Below are 17,204 nucleotides of genomic sequence, written 5' to 3'. Positions count from 1 at the left end.
GTTTTGCATGGCGTGAATGTCGTCCGAATGTCTGTGCCTAGTTTAGGCGTAGTGAACTTCCTGCGCTTGAGAAAATTGGGGAATTTATAGAAGTGCCCATATGATACTGATCTACTAAATAGAGCAACTAGACCACTTGCCCGGCGGCGTAACCCGAAGACCAAGCCCACTGAAAATTAAACCCACCTAAGTGACCGGTCACATCGACCACTTCTCCAATAAAATACAACCCCGGCATGCGCTTGGATTCCATTGTTTTGGATGATAGCTCATGTGTGTCGACTCCACCCAACGTCACTTCTGCCTTCTTATAACCAACTGTTCCAGTGGGAGAAATTTTCCAGCCATGGAGTTTATCTGCAATCTGACGCAATTCAACTTCACGATATTGGTTCATAGGTTTTGCAGTCATAGCTAGCTGAACAAGCATTGCCGAACACCAGGCCTGCACAAAACGTTTAGGCAAATAACGAGCCAGTAGATTAGATAAAAGCATCCCGCTATGTCTGTGTGCCAGAAAAATCTGTTGCACATCCTGTTGCGGCAATAGATTGATATGGATTATCTCTCCCGGTTGCCAGTAGGAAGAAATCTGTAAGATGACTGGTCCACTCAAGCCACGGTGCGTAAATAATATGCTTTCACGGAATGCGCTACCCCTGCAACTGACTTCAGCATCCATCGCTACGCCCGGAATATCCTTAAAACCGACAAAATCTTCAGCTGCAAAAGTCAAGCCGACCAAAGCGGGACGCAAGGGTGTCACACGAATACCAAATTGATTGGCAATCTGATAACCCAATGCACTGGCGCCAATTTGCGGAATAGACAAACCACCTGTGGCAATTACCAATGAACTCGTTTCTAGGGTATTGCGTTCAGTCGTTAGTATGAATTTCCGCTCGGCATGTTGGGTTTCTTTATCTGCTGGGAGATGTTCCACTTGCTTTAGCTGAGAAGGCATCTGCCAGTCCACCCCGGCCGTTGCGCATTCACGCTGCAGCATTTCTATAATTTGCTGCGAGCTGTCATCACAGAATAATTGCCCTGATTTTTTCTCATGATAGTGAATACCATGCTTCTCAAGCAACGCAATAAAATCCTGGGGTGTAAAACGGGCAAGTGCAGAACGGCAAAAATTAGGATTGCCGGAGAGAAAATTTTCCGCTTTGGTATACCGATTGGTAAAATTGCAGCGGCCACCGCCGGAGATACGGATTTTTTCTGCAAGCTTACAGGCATGATCAATCAGCATTACACTGCGTCCCCGTTTACCGGCTTCAATCGCACACATCATTCCTGCGGCACCCGAACCAATGATAACCACATCCATGGAGGCTTTTTTCAAGAGCATTGATCGCAATGCATGCGTCAAGACTTTCTGACACAAAAAAATTTCTTACTCAGACATCATATCCAAACGGGTTGATATCATCATAACAATAAACAGAAAAAGTGACAGGCCAACACGTATACCCAAGGATCTGACCATGCGTGTCGATTGGCCTTTATCTTTATACATGTAATACAGAGCCGATCCCAGGCTATATAATATGAGGAGAAATATTACCGCTGCGAAGATTTTCAATGGCTTGTTCCTACTAGAAGTTGATTTTTTCGAAGTTTAGCCGAGTTTTGCTGATTGTCCAATGACTATTAATTATAAAATTCTATCTATTTTCAGCATCAATTGAGTCATTGTTAGACCGATACTTTGTTTCAACATCCATCACTTGAAAACCAGAAATGCAATATTCAACGCACTTGCCACCTGCTATTTTCTTAATGGGCCCCACCGCAAGTGGCAAAAGTCAAATTGCTTTGGATATTGCTGAAAATTTCCCGGTTGAAATTATCAGTGTTGATTCTGCCCAGGTTTATCGCCATCTAGATATTGGAACAGCTAAGCCCAATCCTGCAACCCTCATCCGAGTACCTCACCACCTGATTAATCTAATCGACCCAAACCAGCACTACTCGGCAGCACAATTTCGTAGCGATGCATTAAATGTCATGCATGAGATTACACAGCGCAATAAAATTCCACTACTTGTAGGTGGAACGATGCTTTACTTCCGAGCATTGCAAGATGGCCTTTCGATATTACCATCGGCCGACAAAAATCTTCGCCTGATGCTTGAAAACATGGCTAACGAATTGGGCTGGCCAGCCATGCATCAAAAGCTCGAAGAACTGGATCAGGAAACCGCAGCACGTATCGAACCAACGGATAGTCAGCGCATTCAACGTGCTTTGGAAGTATGTTATCTGACCCAGCAACCCATGTCTGAGATTCTCAAAATCCCCAGAGAAGCAGACTTTCCTTACCATAAAACAAGCATTGCATTCATCCCCAGTGATCGCAGTCAACTGCACCTACGCATCGCAGAACGCTTTGAAACCATGTTGAACTGTGGATTAATTGATGAAGTGCAGTCCATTCGACAACGATTCTCGCTCAGTACGGAATCCCCATCAATGCGTTGTGTCGGTTACCGTCAAACCTGCCTTTATTTGGATCACAAAATAAATAGCGCGGAATTACATGACATGGGTGTTGCTGCCACCCGTCAATTGGCTAAGCGGCAACTCACATGGCTGCGCAGCATGAAAACTGATGAAGTGAAAGAATTTGATTGTTTGGCAAGTGATTTAACTGCTCAAGTACAACATTTTTTACAGGCAGCAATCGAGAAACAATAAATTTGCTCCGCGCGCCCTGCACCTATCCCCGTGGCAAGACCACGGGGAATCGCAAATTCAATTTAAGCGCTTAGAAATCTCTATCATGACTACATTTAATAACACCGGCTTGTCTATGTCCCACCTGTAGCGTTATGATTCCATACATGCCAGCGGGGGATACAACACAAGCATAAAAAATGACTGCCGTAAAACGATTGCATTACAGCATTCGCACGCAGTTCCAAGAAAATTATCAATAGGAAGAAAACACTATGCAAACTAGTTATAAATTATTTATTTTTTCCATACTCCTCATGAACATACTTACGCTGAGTAGTTGCGGAAATTATGCAGAAAAAACACATGAATCCTGGGTCACACCACCGCCTGGCGCTGTTTATGATGACTCAACCATTTTTGCACGCATTACCCAAGCCGTTCAATCAGACCCGATTTTACAAGGCACTAACGTCGAAATTAAAGTAAACGATGGCAGTGTAGTTTTAAGTGGAACGGTCAAAAATGAAGATCAACTGACTCGCGTTAATATGCATACCTGGATTGTAGATGGAGTGAAGAAAGTAGATAACCAGATTGTCAAAAAATAATTATCTGTCCAAATAAAAATCCCCATTTAAGGGGATTTTTATTGTAGCTCTCAGACAAAATTCTCAGATCCCCCGCAGCAACTCATTAATACCCGTTTTTGACCGGGTCTTGGCATCGACCTGTTTAACAATCACTGCACAGTACAGACTGTATTTTCCATTCTCAGCCGGCAAGTTACCTGACACCACAACCGATCCCGGCGGAATACGGCCATAACTGACTTCACCCGTTTCGCGGTTATAAATTTTTGTACTCTGCCCAATATATACGCCCATCGAAATTACTGAATTCTCGCCAACAATCACACCCTCCACAACTTCTGAACGTGCCCCGATAAAACAGTTATCCTCAATAATCGTAGGATTTGCCTGTACCGGCTCCAACACACCTCCGATGCCAACCCCGCCGGATAAATGCACATTCTTGCCAATTTGCGCACAGGATCCTACCGTTGCCCAGGTATCGACCATGGTACCTTCATCCACATACGCACCAATATTGACATAAGACGGCATCAACACCACGTTACTGGCAATAAACGAACCCTTGCGTACGGCTGCGGGTGGCACGACACGAAAACCGCCGTCACGAAAATCCCTGGAACTGTAATCAGCAAATTTTGACGGTACTTTGTCAAAATAGTTGGAAAATCCGCCTTTGATGAAACTATTATCTTCGATGCGAAATGACAGCAGTACGGCTTTCTTGATCCACTGATGCGTCACCCAATCGCCATTGATTTTCTCGGCCACACGCAATTTGCCGCCATCGAGCATATTGAGCACTTGTGCTATAGATTCCTTCAGATTAGCATCAACATTGCGCGGGGTAATATCAGCACGGCGATCAAAAGCTTCTTCAATGATGGTTTTCAATTCATTCATAATTTTTCCTAATAATTTAAATTCAGTTCAGTTGAATCACCAAGCTATTGATTCTGTTCATAGCTTCGATACATTCCTGCGGTGAAGCAACTAGCGCAATCCGTACATAATTTTTTCCCGGATTCATGCCATGCGCATCACGTGCCAGGTAACTGCCCGGCAACACCGTGACATTATAATCTTGATAAAGCTGTTTGGTGAATTCAGTGTCTCTGACCGGTGTTTTAATCCACAAATAAAAACCCGCATCCGGCATCTGCACCGCCATCGTATCCGACAACAGTGCTATCGATGAAGAAAATTTCTGCGCATATAAACGACGATTTTCCACCACATGCGTTTCATCACTCCACGCTGCTGCACTCGCCGCCTGAGCGGCTGGATTCATCGCAGAGCCATGATAAGTCCGGTACAGCAGGAATTTTTCCAATAGCATGGCGTTTCCGGCCACATACCCGGAACGCAACCCCGGCACATTGGAGCGTTTCGACAAACTATTGAATACCACCAACCGCGGAAAACCAGAACGGCCCAGTCGCTGCGCAGCATCCAGCGCCCCTAAAGGCGGATCTGTCTCATCAAAATATATTTCTGAATAACATTCATCCGAAGCGATCACAAAACCATAACGATCCGACAACGCAAACAATTCCCGCCATTCATCCAGTTTCATCACGCCACCTGTTGGATTGTTCGGCGAGCACACATAAATCAGCTGCGTGCGTGACCACACTATATCGGTCAACTGTGAATAATCCAGTCTGAAACGATTTTCCGGTAATGTGTTAATAAAATAGGGAGTAGCACCTGCCAATAGCGCAGCCCCTTCGTAAATTTGATAAAACGGATTGGGACAAACCACCGCCGGATGACTCGCACTGGAATCAATCACCGCCTGTGTAAAAGAAAATAAAGCCTCACGGCTGCCGTTGACGGGAATGATTTCTGTGTCTGGATTGATGCCGGGCAGGTTAAAACGTCGGTTGATCCACGCCGCGATGCTATTCCTCAGTGCCGGCGTTCCCAGCGTGGTTGGATAAGTGGATAAACCATCCAGATTATCTATCATCGTATGACGAATAAAATCCGGTGTCGCATGCTTGGGCTCACCAATCTGCAAATCGATTGGATGCAACGCAGTATTGCGTATCACACCCTCAAACAGTTGCCGCAGCTTCTGAAAAGGATATGGTTGTAGCTGATTCAGATTTGGATTCATTCGCTATTAGCTTCAGTGCTTAGTCATAAACTGCCACACTGATTGCCCCGGAAGATTAGGATTATTGTTTTGTGTATGGATTATAAAACGCGCTTAGAAGAATGACCAACTTAAATAGTAAAGAGTAATAATGTAGTTGAACCAGCTTGTTTGGTTTCTAACCTCGATTGATCTTCAGTGCAATACATCAATGCGCATGATCACCGGGCGGCGGCATAATCTCGCCTTCTTGATTGAGCTGGGTCAATTGTAGCGTTAAAGCACTGATATTCTGCCAACCAAATCCTTCAAATTGAGCAACCCATCGAGCTCGTAAATATCCGAAGCGGTCGGTTACAAACTCCATATGTCCTGGAAACATCCCTTTCCTAGACAGATCGGGAACCGTTCTAACACGCCGGTATAACCAGTAGCTGTCTTTGATCTCCGACCAACCTTCAGTGACTACTGGAAAAGGAGTAATACTGACAATTTGCTGCAACTCCTGCTCATTCAGGGCATGGATTGGAACTGCCAGAATTTCAGTATTAAGTGCCCGTATTCTGTCATAAGATGCCGCCAGTTGGAAAAACCGCTCCTTCGATTGCGGCCAAGAAAATAACACCAGCACCACATTTTTTTGCAAGCGAAAATCCTTTAAATTGCCATCGGAACCATCATTCGCAGAATAATTAAATACTGGTGATGCAATCACCGGACTCTCTGGAACGATCATGCTTCCCAAGAGGCGTGCATCAAAACCGCGCGACAACGCGTGGAGAAAATTGATAAGATCCCAGCGGTCTTCTTCAGCCAAAGTCGCAGCAAAACCAGGCATTTTTGTTCCCGGAATACCGTGCGATAGCTGGTGAAAAACGTTACCCACGGTATATTTTGCCGTATGCTGCTCGGTCAATAGATCCGTTGGATCTCTGACCTCCGGATCGACGACGGTACCAGTTCCTTTGCCTTGCGGGCCATGACAGTTCACACAATGCTCACTAAACAACCGGAACCCATTCGATATTGAGATCGTATCGAAAGGCACGGTTGGTTTCAGATAAGTTTCAGGATAAGCTTCAATGGCCAAAGGCGGCAAAGTGATCGCCATCGAGCTGATTCCCAATAAACCCGGAACCAGAATTTTTTTCATTCTGTTCCAGTTATTTTTTGCGCCCAGCCAAACCGTACCCAGTGCAACAAAAAATAGCACAACACCCGACCATACCATTTCCTGCACATTCGGCTCATCCCATGTCGCATTGATCGAGAAACGGAACGGATAAGGCCAATTATCGATCATCGTATGCTTGGCAGGAAGCGTATTAGCCAGGATAGTTGCAATCAGCATCAGTAATAGCGCCAGAATAAATTCGATGCCAACCCATTTTCTTAAATGGATAACACTTTCGTTATGCTGTTGTATATCCCCCTCTGAAAACATAGGAAGCCACTTATTACGCGCTTGAAAGGCAATCACCAGAATGATAGCCAAAACACTTAGCTTGGCATTCAATAGCCAGCCATAAGGACTGGAAACCAACGTGTGATAAAAGGGTTCAACCAAACGATCAGTTACAATCAGACCAGTCGCCACCAGCAACATCATCGCGGGTAACGCAATTGCCGAAAATTTCTTCAGGTAGCTTGCAATTACCAGATTGGATGGCTTTTCCACTTCGCTATGATTGCTGTACAAAATAAACAAAAAGGCCGGCAATGCGCCGAACCACACGCCAGCAAATAGAATATGCAATGCATAAGGCGCAACCGCCTGAAACGACATCTCATCCGCGCTGGAATGACTCATGAGTGCGCCTGCTATCAAAGGAAGCGACGCGGCACCAGTCCATAAAAAATAATGCCATCGTTCCCGGCGAATATGCTGGAAAAACAGAACAACACCCAATAACACGCACGCCAGCAGCGCGCGAGCCACCCAAATATGTCCAATTTGTGTTTGCTGCACAACTTTCAACCAGGCTTCCGGATTCCAGAAATTGGCTAAATTCGCGGTTGCTTCACTCGTCGTGGTAGCCAAAATACCGATAAGTCCCAGCAAGACCACACCTGCCATCCACGGAAACACTCTTTCAAGCCGGATAACCCACGGTGTCTCAAATACAGTCTTTTGCGACCCGATAATGGCAAAAAAAACGCAGCTTCCAAACAAGATTAAATTGGCAGTCAGTTGCGACCACCGGGCAAATGCAGCAATGATTTCAATCATGGTTTTACAATAGAATTGTTATAGATATTTTGACAACGTCAGCATCTAATGAGTTTACCGGACATGCAGCGCCGCAAAAAATTCTGGAGTTTTCAGATTCAACAAAATATCCGTAAGGTATTTTACAAAAATCCCATAGCCTAGCGTAGCACCGCATGATATTCAAGGCATTTTAATGTTCGCCGTCAGTCATATAGGTTTACCCAGATTGCCTAAATGCAGATTTGATTCATGCTTCTCGAGAATGAAATTCGCTTGTGCATCCTGTGCCAATTGCTTGACGAGATAGGGCATCACTGCTTGCAATACCCCATAAAGTGTCCACGGTGGATTAAAGACAAACATGCCACTGCCATGCATACCGAAGCCACTTTTATCCGGCGCCTGTACACTAAGCGCGACATGTAGCCAACTCTTCACGGGCAACCGTTTGAGCTGCTCAGGCAGTTGTTTTGCTTCAATGCGCTGCAACTGTGGGTACCACACTGCATAGACACCGTTGGCAAAACGCTTCAATCCTTCATCCAGCGTCGAAATGACGCGGCGATAATCCTGTTTGTCCTCGTAAGGCGGATCGATCAACACCAGCGCGCGACGCGATGGCGGGGGCAGCAATGCCTTCAATGCACCGAAACCGTCGGTACTCTGCACTTGCACCCGCGCACGCTCGGTGGCGAAGTTTTGCAAAAGGATTTCGCTATCCGTCGGATGCAACTCGAACAGCCGCAACCGATCCTGCTCGCGTAACAAGTGTAGTGCGAACATTGGTGAACCGGGATACAGCTTCATCTGCTTATCCGGATTGATGCCCATCACCAGCGACACATAATCGGCCAGCGAATCCGGCAGATCGTCGCGACCCCATAAGCGGGCAATGCCATTCTCATACTCGGCATTCTGTGCTGCAAAGCCGCGGTCCAGCGCATAGCAGCCTGCACCAGCATGGGTATCGATATACCAAAACGGTTTATCTTTCTGCATCAGATAGCGCAGCAATTGTACTTCGATCAAATGTTTCAGGACATCGGCGTGATTGCCAGCATGAAAAGCATGTCGGTAACTCAGCATGGAGGGAAATTCTCTCGGATTTACATCTTCAGACTGCACTGATGTTACCAGCTTTTGCTGGATGCTGCGCAAAAACAGGGAAGCTTGATACCATAGTTTTGCAACAACCTCATGGGAGGTTATCAAGCATTGTAAAATAGATGCTAATGAAACTTAAATTTAAATGACAAAGTACATGATTACAAGGAAGAGAAATGAGAACAGCATTAATTACAGGAACAAACCGGGGCATCGGACTTGAATTTGTCCGGCAGTATGCCAAAGATGGCTGGCGTGTTTTTGCAGCATGTCGTAATCCTGCAATAGCAGAGGCGTTGAATCATCTGGCTGCACACTATTCGGATCAGATTACTGTTCACCCATTAGATGTAGCCAATCACCAGCAGATTGAACAATTATCTCAAGCATTATCCAATCAGACGATTGATTTACTCATCAACAATGCCGGCGTCTATCCGCCGGAACACGGCGATGCCTTCGGAAAAACGGATTATGCCGCCTGGTCATATGCCTTTGCGGTCAATACGATGGCACCGTTAAAAATGGCCGAAGCTTTTAACCAGCAGATTTCCCAAAGCCAGTTGAAAACCATCATCACCATCACCAGCAAAATGGGCAGCATTGCAGACAATCGAGGCGGCGGCAGCTACATCTACCGCTCAAGCAAAGCAGCGGTCAATATCGTGATGAAAAGCCTGTCGATTGACTTGGACTCAAGCCGGATTACCGCAGTATTACTCCATCCCGGATGGGTCAGAACCGACATGGGCGGCCCGAATGCATTGATTACAACTGAACAAAGCGTCACCAGTATGCGCCGCGTCATCAGCAATTTGAAATTTTCGGATTCTGGGAAGTTTTATGCATTTGATGGGCAGATTGTGCCTTGGTAACCAAAGTTAGATTTTTAAAATGCAATACACTTTATCAAGTGATTACATCCATAAATAATATAGGAGCGGATAGGGTATTTATGAGATCTAGATTTAAAAGGCAGGACGTTTAATAACATCAAGCAAGTTAATCGTAACTTGCTATCCTTTTATCTCAAAGATGGAAATGAACCATCTTTCCAAACCAAAATAGAAAAGAAACTTAGTGGTAGTGATGCTGTAATTATTTTCGATAGCATTGAGAACCTTGATCTTCAAAGTTTAAAAATAATTTTCGAATATATCTCAACCAGTGAAGCAAGATTCGTAATATTTGGTCAACTTTCTGTACGTCCTGATTTGCGAGATATTCTTACCAAAATTAATTGTAAAAAATGTTTTAGGTACTCCAATTTAAAGCCACTAAAACGCAATCACTTGAAAGAATTAGTTAGTAAGTGGGTCCCCAAAACAACAAGCACTCAGACAAGCAAGGTCGCATCCAACGTATTAAAGATTGTTAGCAGCACAGGAATGGCAAATAACCCATTTGTATTTACGATGCTACTTTCAATACATGAGCGAAAATCTACCGCCGTCAGAACATATATGCATGAAGCAGATCTTGTTGAAAATTTCATTGAAATCATTATGCAAAAGCACGTCATTACATTAGGAAAGGTTCCTCAATACAAGGATATATTGCTTCTCCTTGGTTGTGTAGCAGATCACATGCATGAAAATTCCAGTTACTCAATCTCTCACAATGAGCTCGTTCAAAAGGCACTAGATTTCAACAAACTAATTCTCCAAGACTTTGATATCTAAACATATATTGAACCAATACTGAGCAGTGGAATAATGCGTAAAGAGGGGAATAGTTATAAATTTTCGCAGATTTGCTTCTTTAATTATGTTTTTGCTAATTGGACTGCAAAACAGGATATTGACTATCAAACACTTGACAAAAAGCTCGATTTTCTTAGATTCGATAAGGTAATTGAATATGTGTCAGCCATAAAGAATGATTCAAAGCTCATTGATTACTTGGATAATAAAATGAATCTTGCATGGGATAGGTTAAAAGCTAAAGAAAATTTCTCTGATTTGGAGAGTGCTGAGTCCGAAATAATGAAATGCATCGGACATGATATTATCGATGTGGTAAAACAAGAGGCATTAGAAACGTCATTTAATAATAAACATAGTGAAAAGGAATATGACGAAAAACTTGATCAAGTTGCTCCTCTTGATGATCAACCCATTATGGAAGTAAAAATTGTACCTCATGATGTGAGTCCAGTAGTTGAATTTCAAGAAATATGCAAGAGCATTTCGTGCCGCAGAGCATATTTTAAATCCTATAGCAACCCGGCAGCACTTTAAAAATGTGTTTCAACATTACATGAATTCCATTGCCTTTAATGTGCATGCATTCGATATCAATGGTCGAGAAACAATCATAAACCGCCTTAAATCACTCCTTGAATATGAAAAAATTGATGAAGGCAAACGAGGAGGAATTGAAAGCCAGGTTAATGCATTTATAAACTTTATGATTGCTGCAATTCCGAATTGGGGAGTAGCAATGATGAGCAGTGATTTCTTCAATCAAAGACAGCAATCCCTCATAGAGAATCATCGAAAATTGGCAGAAAATAATTTAGAGAAAATCTTGCTGACTTATTGTCTATGTGAATTGGACGAAGTAAATGTACTTGAAGAATTAAAAAACCAAAAGTATGAGAAACGTCATGAATCTTCTTCTCTTATCCTTAAACTTTTTGAATTAATTTTTCAAAACTTCAATATTTCAAATCGTGAAAAAAAAGATCTAAAAAAATTCGCAGAAAAAATAATTAAAGAACGGAAAACCAATAAACTATTCAGAAGTTATACCACTGTCTCACAGAAAATGGCACAAAATATTGGTATTTTACCAACCAAAACACCATAAGATACGAAGTTTACATTATAATTCATTAAGCTTATCATCCCTGCGACACTAGATCGCTTCTCTCAATGTGTTGACCACGCGCGAGGCATAACCCGGGATGCAAATAATGGAGCACATTGCACCAGATATTTTTCATTCGGCGCGATAAAGATGATCGTACACCAAACAAAATAATTCGATTTCTCGGGAAGACACTTCTTTGTTAACCTCGACGGCATCAAGCCGAACCCAGATACCAATCAGGAACTGTTCCCTTATATTGCCGCAAGCTGCGTTCAGCGATGCGCAATTTGTTCAGTAGCACAGTCAATTGAGAATAAAATTGGTCACTAGCCATCAACTGCTGCCATTCATCACCATCCGGATCATCTTCATCCAAATTGCGCCAGAAAAGATTGCAAAAGTTATTGAAGGGAACCGGCCGCCCTGCGATTAAGTTGGCTTTTATTTTTTGATCTATCCAACGCTGCCGTCTGTTGATTAAGTCTTCCGCGCCTTCACAGACAACAACCGATAGATAGGCATATAAATCCGATGTGCTGCGAATTTTTTCGAGTTCAGGAAATTTTTGTTTACCGATGGCATTTACAATCAGTCCTTGCAAAGCAATGGTCGAAATTTTAAGGCTTACACCCGTTTGCAATACGTAGATTTTATCGAGGTACATAGGTCAGTAAAAATAAATAATAAAGCCGAAGCCAATGAACAATTCGATTGAGAATCGATGCTAAGGTTCATTTTTACTCAGAAGTACAGTTGTTGCAACAAAAAACAACGAGCAATTATTATTCATAACGTAAGAACTCTTCTGCCAGGGTATCGGCACCATGCCGGTCGATCAGTGCATCAATTTCTGCCAGCAAGACATCATCTTCATCCTCATCCAATACACCAGCGCCCACTAAACTTGCTAACAAGCCAGAAATCATTGCATCTTTTACGGCTTCGAGTGTCGGCGGGCTTTCTTGATCCCTGTCATTGACTACGGTGTCAATGACTCGTGACAAGGGCTCACTGGCATTTTCCTGCACAAAGTCAATGGCTAGCGCCAATTCGCCAAATTCCTCGATCAATGCATTCAGTTCATCCAGCAATGATTCATTAATATCAAAATGATGCCGCTCCTCTGTTTCAGTAAATGCATCGCTAAGCAGACCTGCAACAAAATCATGAATGGTGGCAAGCGTTATGTCCTGTCCCAGCTCTGACTTATTCACGCGATCTTCAATGAGCGCGGATAAATTAGAGCTGACACGGCTGGCGATATCAATCGGGTTTCGTATCATGGCAAGCTCCTAGTAAATAATTTTCGATCAACAGAATACGCACAATTACTCCTTCTCTCGCCGGTTTGAATCGGCAAGAGAAGCAATCACTTCTTCATCGGTCACTTGCGGAAATTCCCTGTAAAACTGCCCTACCGCATAAAAATTGACTGGCGATGACAAGCAAACAATATGATCCGCTTTTCCTTCTAATTTCCTCAATGTCTCCGGCGGCGCTACAGGCACGGTACAGATCAATTCTGCCGGTTTCTTGTTGCGTAATGCATGCAGTGCAGCAATCATCGTCGATCCCGTGGCCAGCCCGTCATCGATGACAATGACAATCCGTCCAGCGGGATCAACCGGCGGATGCATAGGGTTATATTGCGCGCGCCGTTGCCGGATGGTTTCAAGCTGAACAGATACTTCCCGGTTGATGTAATCCTGATCGGCACCGGCTTGCTCGGCATACTCCGTCAGATAAACCCAACCGCTCTCATCAACAGAACCGATCGCAAACTCAGGATTGCCCGGCGCGCGCAATTTACGCACCAGTACCACATCCATTTCACCGTTCAATTCTTCGGCAATCACCTTGGCCATCGGCACGGCGCCTCTGGGAATAGCCAGTACCAGCGGATTTTTATCTTGATACGCAGAAAGCGCTTCCGCCAGTTTCTCGACTGCTGTGATACGGTCGGCGAAAATCATGGTGTGCTCCTTAACATGATTATGACATGGTGCGATTGATCAGATGGCGCAATTCCTTCAAGGAACGGATATTCAGCACATCGTTTTTTTCCAGCCAGCCGCGCTTGCCCGATGCCAAAGCGCAAATTGGCGAAATCGTAAACGCTATGGGCACGGAATTAATGCTGATTAACACACCTTCTTCCTTGGCCATTTGACATTGGGTGTCGAGCAGATCCAACCGTTCCGGATGCGCATTTAGTTCCAAAAAGCAACCGCGATTTCTGGCTTCGCGAATAATGCGCAGCATGTCGACTGAGGTGTGCAATCAAAATGGAGTCCATGTGTTTAAGCCGCGGCTAGGATTTGCATAGTATCGCTGCGTAATTGTGCTGGTGACAGATAACCTAATCTTTCCTGCTTACGCTGCCTATTCTAGAAGATTTCGAACTATTCGGTAATCTCCTGAATGGCTTGTTGTCGTGTTTTGAATTTCTGATGATACACCAGCTCGGTTTTAAGTATCCCCCAGAAGCTTTCCATCGGAGCATTATCATAGCAGTCCACCTTGCAACTCATGGAAGCGATCATGCCCAATGGTTGCAATAAATTCTGGTAATCCTGCGCGCAGTATTGACTGCCTCGATCTGAGCGAGCAATTAGCCCCTTATCCTGATGTTTACTTGCAGTTGCACGAAATAGTGCCTGTATAACCAGGCTCTTCGTCATTCTCTCCAAGTACAACCAGCTCTCATCCGTAGGAATATCGTGATGTCACTGATTCATACTTTACTAGGCGATCTAGCAGAAAATTCCCGGTTCAGAATATTGGGCGCAACCGGTAAATTATGTTTAGAATCGGTCGTCACCTTGAATTTTAGCTTTTGCTTACAACGCAAACCCCATTTCTTGCGCAATGTTCGAACGCGGTATGGCGTGGCTTGTACTCCGTGATCCGCCAATTATGATGCACGCGCTTTGCACTGTATGTCTCTCGTGCACGTTGGTGCGCAACCAGTATTTCTATTTCCAATCTTGCATTCTCACGTACACGCTCACAAGGTGGGCGGGTTCTCCTTGCATGAAAGCCGCTTTCAGAAACATCAAGTACCCGACACATGAGCGCAACCGGATAGCTTCGTCGCATCGACTTAATCAGACCGTATCTCACCGCCGAATATATCAACTGAGCTTCGCGAAATACGTCGCACACTTTTTTATGAAGCCACGCGCCATCTTCATCCTCCATTTCATGTCTTCATTTTATGAAACTTCGGACCCCATGAAAATCAGCATACTTTAAAGTTGACATTGTTCAACTCGATGGAGCCCAGCAGCAATGCACCCGGCTTACCATGCGAGATGATGTCTATCGCATTGAATTCTGATTTGCCTTGCAGGCCGGCTAAAATTTGCAGGATTCCGTCTTTGGATTAATCCATCACAACGAATTCGAATCAGATGGCAGTTATGGAATCAGGCTTTGATATTCGGCTATGTTTGAATCGATGAATAGGATGCGAGAGGTCATTATTGCTATTCCTTATCTATGTAAGGGAAGCCGTTCATCGTAATGAGCGGATAGGCCGATTAAAGTTTGAAGGGTATCTTTTGTGGTGATGGAAAACAGCATTCGTTTAATTTTTCAGAAGAATCTCAAAGTATCTGTAAAAATGATACAGGCAACTTATCCCAGGTAACTGATATCATTTTTAATTTCTCAGGATATATGTCCCAGTATCAAAAAACACTTTTGATAACTTAGCCAGCACCGGTAGAGCGGCTATCACTTTTATCCTCCTTACTGAAAACTGCTCCACTTCCTCATTTTCCCTAGCTATTTTATGCCTTGGAAATCATTATGAATCAATATACATAATCAATTGAGCTTGTGGAAACGCTTGAGAAAAATTATCAAAGCGAGCAAGATGTAATTAGTAGCTTGACGATTACTAAGCAAACAAGAGTCATTCACAGCAAATGAATAGGCTTTGAATCCAAAATCAATAAATTGCACAGATGAGAGTTATCATGGGTACAAAAAGCACACCTCCCGGTTTTCATCCTATTGCCCGCCACGATGGTATTTTTCAGGAACAAGTACACGATACTTACCAAACCAAAGGCAAACTTCCGGAACCGACAGTTTGTTCAAAATGTAGCGCGGTATTTCATAAAGGACGGTGGCAATGGCTTGTAGCACCTGCGAATGCGCATCAGCACAACTGTCCGGCTTGCCAGCGTATTCTTGAGCATCAACCGGCAGGCTTTGTGACCTTAGCAGGTGAGTTTTTTGTTGCGCATCGGGATGAAATCGTAAGCCTGATACACAATGTCGAAAAGAAAGAAAAAACCGAACATCCGTTGAAGCGAATCATGGCAACCGAAGAAGAGGGCAATGGGGTATTGATAACCACTACTGATATTCACCTCGCGCGCGGTATTGGTGAAGCGATTCACCATGCTTTTCAGGGTGATTTGGAATTTCATTACAACCCGGCTGAAAATTTGTTGCGTGTCAGTTGGACTCGTTAACTCGAGACCAGACCTGTTTGATTGGATAAAAAATAAAGGAGAATATGATGAGTGTCGGTGAAATTTGCAATCGTGAAGTAATTACTATTCAAAGGGATGAGACGGTTCTGGAAGCTGCTAAACTGATGCGGCAATATCATGTCGGGGCTGTTATTGTGATTGATAAGTTGGATGGTCGTACAGCACCTGTAGGCATTGTCACGGATCGTGATCTGGTTGTCGAAGTTCTGGCCACGGAATTGGATGAAACAGTGATTACCGTCGGCGATATCATGGCACCGGAAGTACTTTCTGTTAAAGAAAGTACCGCGACGCATGAAGCGATCGAGTTTATGCGCCGCAAAACCATCCGGCGCTTGCCGATCGTGGATGAAGCCGGAGAACTGGTTGGTATATTGACATTGGATGATGCATTACAATTGTTATCTGAACAATTACTTGATCTCGCCAAACTAGTACGGTATGAACAAAGGAAAGAAACACGACATCGTCCGTAATTGGATAATGATTTTCCATACAATCGTTAAGGAATCTCTGGACAACCGCCTTTGTCATTCCAAGCATAGTGAGAAATATTGACAGTTAACGGTATAAATTTCTCGCTATGCTCGAAATGATAGTTATCCGGAAGTTCCTTGAATTTATTCCTTGATCAATTGCAATCAGCAACCCCGTGGCAAGATCACGGGGAATAACATCGAAGGATTTAATTTAAGACCATGACTAAGAACTGAGATATTTCAATACCCACCATTAAACTCCTGAATGATGCGTTGTTATGGAACAATCTGCCACTGTAAAGTATGTCCTCAGCGCAAAGCACCCATTGTTAATAAGAATAAATCCAACGAAACCTTTTCGAAATAAACTCGTCACTTAACTAGTGATGCGACTATATGCCGCGTTGACGCTTGAACCACCTTAACCAAAAGTACAGATGTATCAATGAATAAGTTTATATGAAGCTGTTATATTCTTGTCATATTCCCTTGTTACTCTAGGACTACCATCTTGTACCAGGAGTGAATTCAAATGAAACAAGCCGAAATCCAAACTAAACTGAGTATCAATAATAATCACCTAAATAAACAAAAAGATAATCACCCGTTTCATAGTATAGTGGACCCTCCTTTCAGGACAGTAAATTAAGATGGTATCCTGCTAAGAAGGAGCAGGAAATGACGGGAATAAAGCGAAAGAATTTTACGGGT

At 43.7% G+C, this 17,204-nt stretch carries 19 protein-coding genes and 1 pseudogene; 8 read left to right on the top strand and 12 right to left on the bottom strand.

Going from position 1 to position 17,204, the window contains the following annotated elements; translation table 11 throughout:
• Positions 1–127: 127 nt before the first annotated feature.
• Together ACH10T_RS05015 and ACH10T_RS05010 are read right to left on the bottom strand one after the other, a co-directional pair.
• Positions 128–1,354: an NAD(P)/FAD-dependent oxidoreductase gene (locus ACH10T_RS05015; RefSeq protein ID WP_394808224.1), complete on the bottom strand. Its 1,227-nt coding sequence runs from the start codon at positions 1,352–1,354 to the stop codon at positions 128–130.
• A 45-nt stretch (positions 1,355–1,399) separates the two neighbouring features.
• Positions 1,400–1,588 carry a twin transmembrane helix small protein gene (locus tag ACH10T_RS05010; RefSeq protein WP_292996266.1) on the bottom strand — a complete coding sequence of 63 codons (189 nt, stop codon included), beginning with the start codon at positions 1,586–1,588 and terminating at the stop codon, positions 1,400–1,402.
• A 158-nt stretch (positions 1,589–1,746) separates the two neighbouring features.
• Here ACH10T_RS05010 and miaA point away from each other — a divergent pair, with 158 nt between their 5' ends.
• Together miaA and ACH10T_RS05000 are read left to right on the top strand one after the other, a co-directional pair.
• Positions 1,747–2,703 (top strand): tRNA (adenosine(37)-N6)-dimethylallyltransferase MiaA, encoded by a 957-nt coding sequence (gene miaA / locus ACH10T_RS05005; protein WP_394808223.1) that lies wholly within the window; start codon positions 1,747–1,749, stop codon positions 2,701–2,703.
• A gap of 254 nt (positions 2,704–2,957) precedes the next feature.
• On the top strand, positions 2,958–3,293 hold the full coding sequence (locus ACH10T_RS05000; RefSeq protein WP_394808222.1) for a BON domain-containing protein: 336 nt from the start codon (positions 2,958–2,960) through the stop codon (positions 3,291–3,293).
• A 63-nt stretch (positions 3,294–3,356) separates the two neighbouring features.
• On the opposite strand, the gene dapD is transcribed toward ACH10T_RS05000, so the two are convergent.
• The 4 genes from dapD to ACH10T_RS04980 all read right to left on the bottom strand — a co-directional run bounded on the left by dapD (position 3,357) and on the right by ACH10T_RS04980 (position 8,674).
• Positions 3,357–4,178, bottom strand: a complete 822-nt coding sequence (gene dapD, locus ACH10T_RS04995) for a 2,3,4,5-tetrahydropyridine-2,6-dicarboxylate N-succinyltransferase (protein WP_304906060.1) — start codon at positions 4,176–4,178, stop codon at positions 3,357–3,359.
• 22 nt (positions 4,179–4,200) lie between these two features.
• The gene (gene dapC, locus ACH10T_RS04990) at positions 4,201–5,397 is read right to left on the bottom strand and encodes a succinyldiaminopimelate transaminase (RefSeq protein WP_394808221.1); all 1,197 of its coding nucleotides are present in this window, start codon (positions 5,395–5,397) and stop codon (positions 4,201–4,203) included.
• A 187-nt stretch (positions 5,398–5,584) separates the two neighbouring features.
• Positions 5,585–7,606, bottom strand: coding sequence for a CopD family protein (locus ACH10T_RS04985; protein ID WP_394808220.1), 2,022 nt, complete (start codon positions 7,604–7,606; stop codon positions 5,585–5,587).
• Between the two features lie 189 nt (positions 7,607–7,795).
• On the bottom strand, positions 7,796–8,674 hold the full coding sequence (locus tag ACH10T_RS04980) for a 23S rRNA (adenine(2030)-N(6))-methyltransferase RlmJ (protein ID WP_394808219.1): 879 nt from the start codon (positions 8,672–8,674) through the stop codon (positions 7,796–7,798).
• 194 nt (positions 8,675–8,868) lie between these two features.
• Here ACH10T_RS04980 and ACH10T_RS04975 point away from each other — a divergent pair, with 194 nt between their 5' ends.
• The 4 genes from ACH10T_RS04975 (at position 8,869) to ACH10T_RS04960 (ending at position 11,503) form a co-directional block, all read left to right on the top strand.
• Positions 8,869–9,567 (top strand): SDR family oxidoreductase, encoded by a 699-nt coding sequence (locus ACH10T_RS04975; RefSeq protein ID WP_394808218.1) that lies wholly within the window; start codon positions 8,869–8,871, stop codon positions 9,565–9,567.
• A gap of 138 nt (positions 9,568–9,705) precedes the next feature.
• Complete coding sequence (locus ACH10T_RS04970) at positions 9,706–10,374, top strand: hypothetical protein (protein ID WP_394808217.1); 669 nt, start codon at positions 9,706–9,708, stop codon at positions 10,372–10,374.
• 33 nt (positions 10,375–10,407) lie between these two features.
• Positions 10,408–10,932 (top strand): hypothetical protein, encoded by a 525-nt coding sequence (locus ACH10T_RS04965; RefSeq protein WP_394808216.1) that lies wholly within the window; start codon positions 10,408–10,410, stop codon positions 10,930–10,932.
• Between the two features lie 19 nt (positions 10,933–10,951).
• Positions 10,952–11,503 (top strand): hypothetical protein, encoded by a 552-nt coding sequence (locus ACH10T_RS04960; protein ID WP_394808215.1) that lies wholly within the window; start codon positions 10,952–10,954, stop codon positions 11,501–11,503.
• Positions 11,504–11,720: 217 nt separating this feature from the next.
• Here the strand turns inward: ACH10T_RS04960 and ACH10T_RS04955 are convergent, their stop codons facing one another.
• From ACH10T_RS04955 to ACH10T_RS04930, 6 genes and pseudogenes are all read right to left on the bottom strand, one after another.
• Positions 11,721–12,170 (bottom strand): hypothetical protein, encoded by a 450-nt coding sequence (locus ACH10T_RS04955; RefSeq protein ID WP_394808214.1) that lies wholly within the window; start codon positions 12,168–12,170, stop codon positions 11,721–11,723.
• Positions 12,171–12,288: 118 nt separating this feature from the next.
• Positions 12,289–12,789 carry a hypothetical protein gene (locus ACH10T_RS04950; RefSeq protein WP_394808213.1) on the bottom strand — a complete coding sequence of 167 codons (501 nt, stop codon included), beginning with the start codon at positions 12,787–12,789 and terminating at the stop codon, positions 12,289–12,291.
• Positions 12,790–12,834: 45 nt separating this feature from the next.
• Positions 12,835–13,479, bottom strand: a complete 645-nt coding sequence (locus ACH10T_RS04945) for a phosphoribosyltransferase (RefSeq protein WP_394808212.1) — start codon at positions 13,477–13,479, stop codon at positions 12,835–12,837.
• A 19-nt stretch (positions 13,480–13,498) separates the two neighbouring features.
• Entirely contained in the window at positions 13,499–13,768 is a 270-nt protein-coding gene (locus ACH10T_RS04940; RefSeq protein WP_394808211.1) for a hypothetical protein, read from the bottom strand.
• A gap of 18 nt (positions 13,769–13,786) precedes the next feature.
• Positions 13,787–14,683: pseudogene (locus ACH10T_RS04935) on the bottom strand (IS3 family transposase); the annotation flags it as partial.
• Between the two features lie 64 nt (positions 14,684–14,747).
• Positions 14,748–14,876 (bottom strand): DUF4347 domain-containing protein, encoded by a 129-nt coding sequence (locus ACH10T_RS04930; RefSeq protein WP_394808225.1) that lies wholly within the window; start codon positions 14,874–14,876, stop codon positions 14,748–14,750.
• A gap of 613 nt (positions 14,877–15,489) precedes the next feature.
• Here ACH10T_RS04930 and ACH10T_RS04925 point away from each other — a divergent pair.
• Positions 15,490–15,993 (top strand): BCAM0308 family protein, encoded by a 504-nt coding sequence (locus ACH10T_RS04925; protein ID WP_394808210.1) that lies wholly within the window; start codon positions 15,490–15,492, stop codon positions 15,991–15,993.
• Between the two features lie 47 nt (positions 15,994–16,040).
• A complete protein-coding gene (locus ACH10T_RS04920) occupies positions 16,041–16,490 on the top strand; it encodes a CBS domain-containing protein (protein WP_394808209.1) in 450 nt (149 codons plus the stop codon).
• Positions 16,491–17,204: the final 714 nt, after the last annotated feature.

It is taken from the genome of Nitrosomonas sp. (genome assembly GCF_043753625.1).
Lineage (GTDB): Bacteria > Pseudomonadota > Gammaproteobacteria > Burkholderiales > Nitrosomonadaceae > Nitrosomonas.
The sequence above is the reverse complement of the archived record's forward strand: the minus strand, read 5'-3'. Positions and strand labels throughout refer to the sequence as shown.